Source organism: Brevundimonas sp. CURTG3B2_SDJG, from assembly GCF_057364705.1.
Genome location: NZ_JBNFOJ010000573.1, coordinates 1 through 620 on the forward strand (window position 1 = coordinate 1; position 620 = coordinate 620).

Sequence of the window (620 nt, forward strand, 5' to 3'; positions counted from 1 at the left end):
AGGCCCGTCTGGACCGGACCCGGATGTCGTGGCGTGACCGCCGCCCAAATGGGCGCTGTCACGCTTGAGAAAGACGTAGCGCCTCTCCCTCCCCCTCCGGGGGAGGGTGGCTGAGGCGCAGCCGAAGCCGGGTGGGGGCGGCCGCCAACCCATCGAACCGCCACCACGGTCGCTTCGCGACCATCCTCCCCGAGGGGACGGAGAAGGACTGTTCATCTCACAGCCGGTCGGCCGCGAACGCCTCCGCCAGCCGGGACGACAGCCGCTCCTGGGTCGCCAGATAGTTGTCGACATTGGTCGGTTCGGTGATCTGCCGCGACCACAGCACCCTGCCGTCGGCGGCCGAGACCAGCGACAGGTTGGCGATGGTGCGGTCCGGCATCTGGCGGATCCCCAGGTCGAGCACATAGGGTGCGGGCGCTCGGCGCCGGCGGCGGCGCGCCCACCTTCAGGAACGACACCTCGTCGCCCGCCGTGGCCTGCAGATCGGCCAGCAGGTTTTCCCGCAAGCCCTCGGCGAACATTGGGAAGAGGGCGGTCTCGCACATGTTCCGGCCCGGCGGCACTGCGATCTCCACGGCGGCCGGCGAGGCGGCGACGGCCGCGAAGGCGCCGGCCCG

At 71.5% G+C, this 620-nt stretch carries 2 protein-coding genes; one reads left to right on the forward strand and one right to left on the reverse strand.

Annotated features, from left to right (window positions below; translation table 11 throughout):
• Nucleotides 1-217 precede the first annotated feature (217 nt).
• Entirely contained in the window at nt 218-406 is a 189-nt protein-coding gene (locus AC2W7C_RS18730) for a hypothetical protein (RefSeq protein ID WP_486002685.1), read from the reverse strand.
• 5 nt (nt 407-411) lie between these two features.
• Here AC2W7C_RS18730 and AC2W7C_RS18735 point away from each other — a divergent pair.
• Nucleotides 412-620, forward strand: a 209-nt coding sequence (locus AC2W7C_RS18735) for a hypothetical protein (protein ID WP_486002686.1), incomplete at its 3' end; no start/stop codon positions are given.